Consider the following 8112-nt stretch of genomic DNA (forward strand, 5'->3'; position numbering starts at 1 on the left):
CTCCACAGCAGGTACGTCCTGCCCAAAGAACCCCGGAACTCCCGTACCGGCATATGTGGTGATGATCCCGCCGGGGTCGACCCTCCGGATGCGGTGGTTGTAGGTGTCGGCGATGAAAACGTTCCCGTGGGCGTCCACGGCGACCGCCCGCGGGTAGTAGAAGCGGGCCTCCACAGCAGGTACGTCCTGCCCAAAGAACCCCGGAACTCCCGTACCGGCATATGTGGTGATGATCCCGCCGGGGTCGACCCTCCGGATGCGGTGATTGAGGGTGTCGGCGATGAAAACGTTCCCGTGGGTATCCGCGGCGACCGCGAACAGACCGTTCAGATTGGCTTGGGCAGCCGCACTCTGATCGTCGCTGTGCCCGGCAACTTCGTTACCCGCCACCGTGATCCTCTCGTCCATCCCAGCCTCCTAGCCCAGCGACGTAAGCCCACCACTGGTGCACCCTCACATATGCCGAACTCGCGAAGAAAGACCACATCGCTCCAGCGTGGGCTTCTCCTCAATGACGTGTCAGACTTTATCGGCGAAGCTGGATTCGGCCCCGCCAGAGGCGACCTGGAATCGTGTGACGTCACGACGGGGTTTGGTGCTTGTTCGTGCGGCCAGGCTCATCGCATCGATCGGCTCTTCCCACGGGTACAGCGTGACGGAGGAGGGATCGCCTTGAACGCGAAACCCGCCAACTGAGGCGCTCACTCGCCAGTTCAAGCGCTCACACACCTGGCTCGCTGCCCGTTCGGGGAACACGGCCTACAGGTCGAACTCGAGGTGCTCGATGTCCGTGAACCGGACCTCTTCGAGGCTCCCGGCGCGGCGGCCACCGTCCTGGAAGTACACCTCCTTGAGGGCTTCGGCGGCGATCTCCTGGAGCTGCTCGTCGGTGGCGCCGGCCTCCTGGGCGTCGAAGAGCCGGGCCGCGTACACCGGGGGCAGGGCGATGGTCAGGTGCCGGATGCGGTCCTGGTCCGTCGACCCGATCGGCGCGGTGTAGCCCATGCGGGCGCGGGCGTCGATGACGATGCCGCCCGTGCTCGCCGCCTTGGCCCTGGCCTTGGCCCTGATCTGAGGCTGCCAGCGCTTCTTCACCTCTCGCTCCAGGCGCGCGGCGAGGTCTGGGCGGGGCTTCTTGATCTGGTCCTTCACGTACCGTTCGACGGTGCGCTGGGAGACCCGCAGCATCTGGGCTACCGCCTTGGTGCCGCCCGTCTGCTTGACCAGGTACCGCATCTGCGGGCCCGCGTTCTCGGGCGCCGGGCGCGTGAACGCCTTCTGCACGGCGGCGTCCAGGCCGTCCCCGAACAGGCTCATCGCCTACTCCTACCTACTCTCCGTTGTCGACGTCGGTGACGGTGCCGTCCTTGATGTACCGGGCGAGGTTGAGCTCCGGCGCGCTGAACTGCTCCCAGACCTCCTCGCCCCACAGGACGGACTGCGTGCCCTCGTGCTTGACCAGGCCCGGGTTGATCCCCAACTTGAACCCGCCGGGCAGCGGCTTGCCCTCCCGGTACGGCAGGAAGTCCAGCGGTGACGGCCCGCCAGCCGCGTAGACGACGCAGTCGGACAGGACCGCGATCGGGTACTGCCCGGTGAACGACGCGTGCTTCACGATCTTGCGGTGCAGGTTGATCCGGGTGCGGGAGATGACCGCCGCGCGGATGTCCGGCCGCCAGCCCTCCCCGCGCGGGCGCTCGCGCAGCTTGCCGATGCCGCCCTTGACCGTCGCCTTGATCGCCGTGGTGACGATCGTCAGCTCCGGGTCGCGGCCCTTGTAGCCGTCCATCGCGGCGAGGAAGTCGGCCGGGGCGAGGTCGGCGTCGACGCCGAGGTCGGCCATCGTGGCGAGGTAGGCGTCGCGCAGCCGGTTGTACCAGCCGTCCAGGTAGCGGCCGTTGTCCCGCCGCACCCACGCCTCGGTCGGCGCGACGTCGTAGCCGAGCTCCTGGGCGTAGGCGACGGTGGGTGTCGCGTACCAGGCCGGGCCCTCGGGGGCCTCGCCCTTCGGCGTGAACGGGGACGGCAGCAGGCTGCCGTCCAGCTCCACCCACTCCTTGCTGACCTTCACCTTCGACAGGTTCACGTGGCTGAGGTCGATCAGCCAGGAGCCGGGCAGCTTCGGGTCGAACACCGGGTTCGTGACGTGCGTCGCTTCGCCCAGGCCCACGGTCAGGCCGTTGGCGCCGGCCGCGAAGGCCATGTTGACGTCGATGCCGACTAGGTGGCGCAGGGTGCACTCCGCGTCGGTCATCGGCCGCGCCCAGTCGTACGCCTCCTCGAACAGCTTCTCCGCCGGGCCGCGCACGTGGAACCGCGGCAGGTCCTTGAGGACGGGGTGTCCGTCGGGGACCTCGCACGGCGGGAAGTTCATCGGGTCGATGGCGTCCTTGCCGAGGCTGCCGGGGTTGTGCTCGGAGTGCCGCTTGCCGTTGGCGTCCGGCTCGGATGCCCGGGTTGCCGGGTGCAGCGCCGTCATCAGCTCCAGGCCCGTCACGGCGGTGGAGCCGCGCGGCGTCATGACCCGGGTCGCGCACACGCCCAGCACGCGGGCGAGCTCCGCGGGCGGAAGCTGCCCGGCCTCGCCCCAGTGCCGGGTGTCCAGCGCGTTCCACGACGGGATGCACAGCTGCACGCAGGCCCGCTCCGAACCGGTCGCCGGGCGGTAGATCCTGGCCCACGGGCCGAACCCGCGCTTCGTCAGCTTCCACTGCGCGCGGGCGAGCTGCTTGATGACCTTGTGGCCCTCCGGCAGGCGCCCGGCGAGCTGCTCCTCCTGCGTGAGCGTGACGGGCAGGCCGTAGCGCTCCAGCGCGGACTGGGTGAGGACGATGAGCGGGTCGGCGTCCTTGCCCGGCCCGGACAGTTTCGGCTGCCCGAGCTTGGCCTCCTTGAGCGTCCAGTCGACCAGGGACGGCAGGGACTTGGCGGGCACGTCCAGGACCAGGCCGCCGGTGCAGTACGCCAGCGCTTTCCCGTCCTCGACGTCCAGGACCGCCAGCGCCGCGCCAACCGGTCGGGCCGCGCTGTCGTGACTGCGGACGGCCAGCTCATCGTCGACGGCCACTCCTCGCCGTTCCCCTCCCCGTCGAAGGCGGCGGAAGCCGTCACGGGCAACGTCATCAACGGCTGCACGCTGTGGCACACGCCCGACGGCTCCACCCTGGACCAGCTGCGCCAGAAGCTGGACACCCAGTAGGAGGCCGGGGCCGGTCCGGCCTGCGGCGCTGTCACGCGCACACCGGACCGGACAGAAGAGCTCGAACACTGCCGGGAGACGTTGGTGGAGGAGTACGGCGAGCTGCTCGCCGAGGTGATCGTGCCGAAGCTGACGGCGGGCGCGGTCACCCAGGGGCAGCCGGTGGTGGTGTTCGTGGCCGGTCAGGCCGGCAGCGGCAAGACGCTGGTGATGGACCTGGTGCAGGCGGCCCTTGAACAGCGGGGCGGCGCGGTGCGGGTGGACCGGGACACCTACAAGGCCGTCCATCCGCACTACTGCGCTTCCCTGACTGAGGACGTCCCGCACAGCCGGTGTGCGGGTGCGCCCGGAGACCTACCGGTGGCAGGCCGAGGTCGAGGCCCGCGTCCACGCCGACCGGTACGACGTGGTGGTGGAGGAGGCCCTGGCCGACATGGACGCCTTCAAGGACGCGGTCGCCGCCTACCCGTCGTTCCGCTGCTGACTGGCGAGGACGCGGGAGCAGCCGGGCTGTGAGTGGGGGCGACGGGGGCGGCTTCGGCGTCGAGGAAGCGGGCGTGGAGCAGGTCGGGCTGCAGGTACGCCGAGCCGATCGTGCCAAAGTTGCGTTCCGTGACCGTCACTTGGACCTTGCCCGGCTCCGCGGTCGCGGTGAGCGTCACCAGGACGTCGGCGTCCAGGAGGCCCAGGAGTGCGGGGTCGTCGCTGTCCACGACGGCGAGCACCGGTACGTGCACGGTGCGCGCGAGGCCGGCCAGGACCTGGGAGGCATCTGGGAGGCGGTCCCCGGACAGCGGCAGGCGGGCACTGTGCGCGGCCTGGAGACGGTCCACGACCACGAGGGCCAGGCCCTCCATCTGCGGCGCGGTTTCCGCGATGTCCTCGGCCCTCAGGTTGCTGCCGTCATCGATGAGCAGCAGGTCACCAACGCCTGCCCGGACCAGCTGGTGGGCGACCTGCTGCTCGTGCTCGGTGAGGCGGTCCTGCTTCAGGCGCGGGTAGTCGCCCCCGGTTCCGGCAGCCCGCAAGACCGATGCCTTCCCGACCCACGTGCTAAGCACGGCGCAGAAGGACTTCGGAAGTCGTACGGGTGTCAATTCCAAATGGGGACGTTCCCGTTGGCCGAGTCGAGCGCGGCAGAACAGATAACACAGGTAGCGTCATGGCAGCTACGACGGATGAGAAGAAGCGCGACTGAAAGAGGTCTTCGATCATGCGGGTCGATGTGCACGCCCACTACTATCCGACCGCATACCTTGATCTCCTGGACCGGTATGGTGGCTCCGAAACTGGCACTCAGGTAGCCCGTGGACCCGGCGGAAGTGAAAGTCCCTCTGACTTGGCCGAACGGTTCACAACGATGGACCAGAACGGCGTCGACATGCAAGTCCTCTCGATCACGCCGCAGGCTCCGTACCTGGACGACCGCTCCCATGCGGTCGAGTTGGCCGGCATGATCAACGATCTCTACGCGGACATCGTCCGCCAATACCCGGACAGGCTTGCCGCGTTCGGCATCGCGCCGTTGCCGCATGTCGATGACGCGGTGGCCGAAGTTTCCCGCTGCTTGGACGACCTGCACTTTATGGGAATGGCGATCAATACCGAGATCAACGGAAGATCCATCGCGGACCCACGATTCGAACCGTGGTGGGCGGCATTGAATGAGCATTCCGCAGTGTGCTTCATCCATCCCGCTGGGTCCGGACTGTCCGCACCGCTGATCGTCGAACACAGCCTGACCTGGCCGATCGGATCTCCCTACGAAGACACCATGGCTGTCATGCATCTGATTCTCGCCGACATCCCCAACCGTTACCCGAGAATCAAGTTCATCACCGGTCACCTCGGCGGGGTACTTCCGTTCCTGTCTAAAAGGCTGGACATCCAATCCGGAATGTTCATGCCATCCGGCAAGCAGCGACCGAGTGAAGTAGCCAGAGGTATGTGGTACGACACCGTCAACGGAAATGGGGCCTCACTGAGGTGCGCCGTCGACGCATTCGGGGAGAGTCAGTTTCTTCTCGGTAGCGACTATCCGCACATGCGCGGCGAAAACTATCGCCTCATGGTCGAATACATCAAGGACAGCGGCCTCACATCCCAAGCGCAAAACTCCATTTACGCGGACAACGCCTGGGGCATCCTATCCAAATGAATTGCAGCGCCGCTTCAAGATGAGCTCTATCAGCATAGGTATGATTCGCCTGTGTAGGCCGTGTCCTACATGGTGAGGTTGCGGAAGCGTTTGTAGCAGCAGAGGGCAGCGGCGATCCCAAGAAAGGCCAGGTAGTTCAAGTTCAGTACCGTAGGCCCAAATCCCGTTATGGTAAATGACCTTTCTGAAGGAAGCCGTATGCCGAGGGTATCGCTGTCCATGATCGTGAAGGATGAGTCGGAGACCATCGCGTGTATCCTCGCCGATGCTGCCTCATTTTGCGATGAACTCGTTGTTGTTGACACCGGCAGCAGTGATGACACTCCGAGAATTGCGAAAGCCGCCGGGGCAAGGGTCGTTAGCATGCCCTGGGATGATGACTTCGCGGCTGCCCGTAATGCCAGCCTTGAGGTGTGCACTGGTGACTGGGTTGTGTGGGCGGATGCTGACGACCGGATCCCCCGGAGTTCCCAGCAGGAGTTCCGCCGCGTCATCGAAGAACTGGATGACGACCTCGATGTCGTACTGGCCCCTTATCACATGGGCTTCGGCGAGGACGGCCGCTGCCTCCAGCAGACCATGCGTGAGCGCATCTTCCGCCGCCGATCCGGCTTGCGCTGGGTCTGCGCGATCCACGAGCACCTGAACTACAACACGACGACACGCATCCGAAAGGAACCGGCACTCGTTGTCGAACACCGCCCAACAGAGCGGAAACTGTGCCGGGACCCCAGACGGAACCTCCGCATCCTGCAAGGGCTTTACGCCGCTGGTGACCGGTCAGGACGCACCCTCTACTACCGCGCAGGCGAAATCCGCCAATCCGACCATCACGACCTGGAGGCAGCGGTAGCAGCCTCCAGGGAAGCGGTGGAGGAACTACGCAAAGACCAGTCGGACTGCACATGCCCGGCAGCCAGGACCGCGTGCACACCCGCCTGGATGTACTACAACACATTGGTCGCTCTCTCCGAGTTGCTGACAGCCCGCGGCTGCTACGCGGAAGCACTGGACAGTGCCCTGCAAGCAATTCAGCTCGACGCCACCCGTCCCGAGGCATGGATGACCGCCGGTATCACCCACTTCAACCAGGAGAACTGGAGCTGCGCCGCCCCGTTTTTCGGGGGCGCGTTGCAGGCAACGTGGCAATCAGACGCACGACGGTTTGCTTCGGAATACCTCTCCGCATGCCTGAAGAACAGGGGAAGCCAGGAAGCGAGCCTGCCAGGAAAATGAGCTACGACAACAAGAAGGGCATATACCAGCCGCAGAGTACGGGCCGATCAGCCACGAAGCTCCCGCTCCCGCCACCACCGCGGAGCACGCGATCAGCAAACTGCCCATCCTGTACTACAGGGGAGCTTCGTGCCTGCTGGTCGCGTGACGCGTTGAGCCGTGCATGGAGGACGTGCAGCGGGATGTCGAGCGGTGGGATGGGTGTTCGAGGACTTCTTCGCGCTGCTCGCGGGGTTGTGGTGTCGAGTCGAGCCGAGGCTGACTGCGCGGACCTACCTCAAGGCTTTGTTGGGCCCGGTGGAGCGGAAGAACACCTGGCAGATCGCTGCCTACCTCGGCCATACGGCGCCGGACGAGGTCAAGGATCTGCTGCGCAAGACGACGTGGAGCTGGAGCGGGCTGCGTGACCGGGGACGGGAGTTCGTCGTGGCCCACCTGGGCGATGTGGACGCGGTCCTGGTGCTGGACGAGACCGCGTTCTTGAAGAAGGGCGACAAGTCGGTCGGGGTCGCGGCCCAGTGCGCCGGGCCCGGCCGCTCGTTCGCGGTCAGTTCGCCGAGCTCGCGCCTGCGAACCAACCGCTCGGCGGCCAACGCTCTTCGGTATTCAGTCCTTTGTCGATGAACACGATGTTGTGATGCGCGTGCACGCCGGTCACCATCTGCTCCGTGACGAGGGGAGCGGGGCCGCCCTCCCGCGTCTGTTCCTGGTGGTTCAAGCCGTCCAGCAGTGACTTGATCATGCTCATCGAGGTGCCTGAGGCCGTGGGGTCGATATTCCCGCCCCAGTCCGGCCAATAGGAGGTCTGGAGGTCCTCAACCACGTACATCCCGCCGCGACGCACATGCGGAAAGAGCGCGTCGAACGAAGCGATGACATGGCGACTGATGTGGCTTCCGTCGTCGATCACGATGTCGAACGGCCCGTGCTCCCGGGCCACCGCCTCAGGAATTCCTGATCGCCCTGGTCGCCCTGCAGGAGCTGGACGCGGGGTTCGGCAAGACCGCTCTTGTCGAAGATATCGAGCCCGTAGATCATCCCACGCCGGAAGTAGTGCTTCCACATGCGCAGCGACTCCCCACCGGCGTCAACGGCCTTGTAGCCGCCGACACCGATCTCCAGCACCTTCACCTGCTGCTCGCGGTAAGGCTCGAAGTACCGTTCGTACAGCGGGGTGTACCAGTGCGCGCCCCACTTGTCGGACCCGAATGCGACAGCCAGGTCGGTCAGGCTGCGACGGTGCTGGCCTAGCGCGTCCAGCAACTGCCGGAGTGCCGCGACAGTTGCGGCACGTCGGCGGGTCACCGGATCGGCCGTGTCCATGGACAGGAGGGTCTTGCCCTCCCTGATCGACACCTCGCGTGTCGCGCCGTGGTTGCCCGCGGGGCCGAAGACCTCCGCAGCAGATCGACCAGATCCTGCTTAGGGCTCGCAGAGAATCAAGGTGTTGCTTCCCGCGGTTCGGCTCGTTGGTGTGGTATGCGCATATCTGGCGAGACCCGTGGTCAACTTGCAGTGA

Annotated in this window: 10 protein-coding genes and 2 pseudogenes; 6 read left to right on the plus strand and 6 right to left on the minus strand. The window is 65.9% G+C overall.

The features are described from left to right. The 3 genes and pseudogenes from ACIPK3_RS33035 to tap form a co-directional block, all read right to left on the minus strand. Positions 1-408 (minus strand): annotated as a pseudogene (locus tag ACIPK3_RS33035) (hypothetical protein); the annotation flags it as partial. 351 nt (positions 409-759) lie between these two features. Further along, the gene (tpg, locus tag ACIPK3_RS33040; protein ID WP_402575744.1) at positions 760-1317 is read right to left on the minus strand and encodes a telomere-protecting terminal protein Tpg; all 558 of its coding nucleotides are present in this window, start codon (positions 1315-1317) and stop codon (positions 760-762) included. Between the two features lie 13 nt (positions 1318-1330). Next, positions 1331-3049, minus strand: a complete 1719-nt coding sequence (tap, locus tag ACIPK3_RS33045; RefSeq protein ID WP_402575761.1) for a telomere-associated protein Tap — start codon at positions 3047-3049, stop codon at positions 1331-1333. Here tap and ACIPK3_RS33050 point away from each other — a divergent pair. From ACIPK3_RS33050 to ACIPK3_RS33060, 3 genes and pseudogenes are all read left to right on the plus strand, one after another. Continuing rightward, positions 3032-3199: a DUF4357 domain-containing protein gene (locus tag ACIPK3_RS33050; RefSeq protein WP_402575746.1), complete on the plus strand. Its 168-nt coding sequence runs from the start codon at positions 3032-3034 to the stop codon at positions 3197-3199. The two genes, tap and ACIPK3_RS33050, sit on opposite strands and share 18 nt — an antisense overlap. Before the next feature lie 174 nt (positions 3200-3373). After that, a pseudogene (locus tag ACIPK3_RS33055) lies at positions 3374-3457 on the plus strand (zeta toxin family protein); the annotation flags it as partial. An 82-nt stretch (positions 3458-3539) separates the two neighbouring features. Continuing rightward, positions 3540-3683 (plus strand): hypothetical protein, encoded by a 144-nt coding sequence (locus tag ACIPK3_RS33060; protein ID WP_402575748.1) that lies wholly within the window; start codon positions 3540-3542, stop codon positions 3681-3683. On the opposite strand, the gene ACIPK3_RS33065 is transcribed toward ACIPK3_RS33060, so the two are convergent. Further along, positions 3643-4227 carry a hypothetical protein gene (locus ACIPK3_RS33065; RefSeq protein WP_402575750.1) on the minus strand — a complete coding sequence of 195 codons (585 nt, stop codon included), beginning with the start codon at positions 4225-4227 and terminating at the stop codon, positions 3643-3645. The genes ACIPK3_RS33060 and ACIPK3_RS33065 overlap by 41 nt on opposite strands. A gap of 185 nt (positions 4228-4412) precedes the next feature. On the opposite strand from ACIPK3_RS33065, the gene ACIPK3_RS33070 reads away from it, so the two are divergent. From ACIPK3_RS33070 to ACIPK3_RS33080, 3 genes are all read left to right on the plus strand, one after another. Continuing rightward, positions 4413-5357, plus strand: a complete 945-nt coding sequence (locus ACIPK3_RS33070; protein WP_402575752.1) for an amidohydrolase family protein — start codon at positions 4413-4415, stop codon at positions 5355-5357. A gap of 219 nt (positions 5358-5576) precedes the next feature. Beyond that, on the plus strand, positions 5577-6593 hold the full coding sequence (locus ACIPK3_RS33075) for a glycosyltransferase (RefSeq protein ID WP_402575754.1): 1017 nt from the start codon (positions 5577-5579) through the stop codon (positions 6591-6593). A gap of 201 nt (positions 6594-6794) precedes the next feature. After that, positions 6795-7217 carry a transposase gene (locus tag ACIPK3_RS33080; RefSeq protein WP_402575756.1) on the plus strand — a complete coding sequence of 141 codons (423 nt, stop codon included), beginning with the start codon at positions 6795-6797 and terminating at the stop codon, positions 7215-7217. Here ACIPK3_RS33080 and ACIPK3_RS33085 read toward each other — a convergent pair. Next, positions 7141-7533 (minus strand): hypothetical protein, encoded by a 393-nt coding sequence (locus tag ACIPK3_RS33085; protein ID WP_402575757.1) that lies wholly within the window; start codon positions 7531-7533, stop codon positions 7141-7143. The genes ACIPK3_RS33080 and ACIPK3_RS33085 overlap by 77 nt on opposite strands. Further along, a complete protein-coding gene (locus ACIPK3_RS33090; protein WP_402575759.1) occupies positions 7500-7916 on the minus strand; it encodes a hypothetical protein in 417 nt (138 codons plus the stop codon). Before ACIPK3_RS33090 ends, ACIPK3_RS33085 begins: the two co-directional genes overlap by 34 nt. Positions 7917-8112 lie beyond the last annotated feature (196 nt).

The organism is Streptomyces sp. NPDC086787 (genome assembly GCF_044745865.1).
GTDB lineage: Bacteria > Actinomycetota > Actinomycetes > Streptomycetales > Streptomycetaceae > Streptomyces.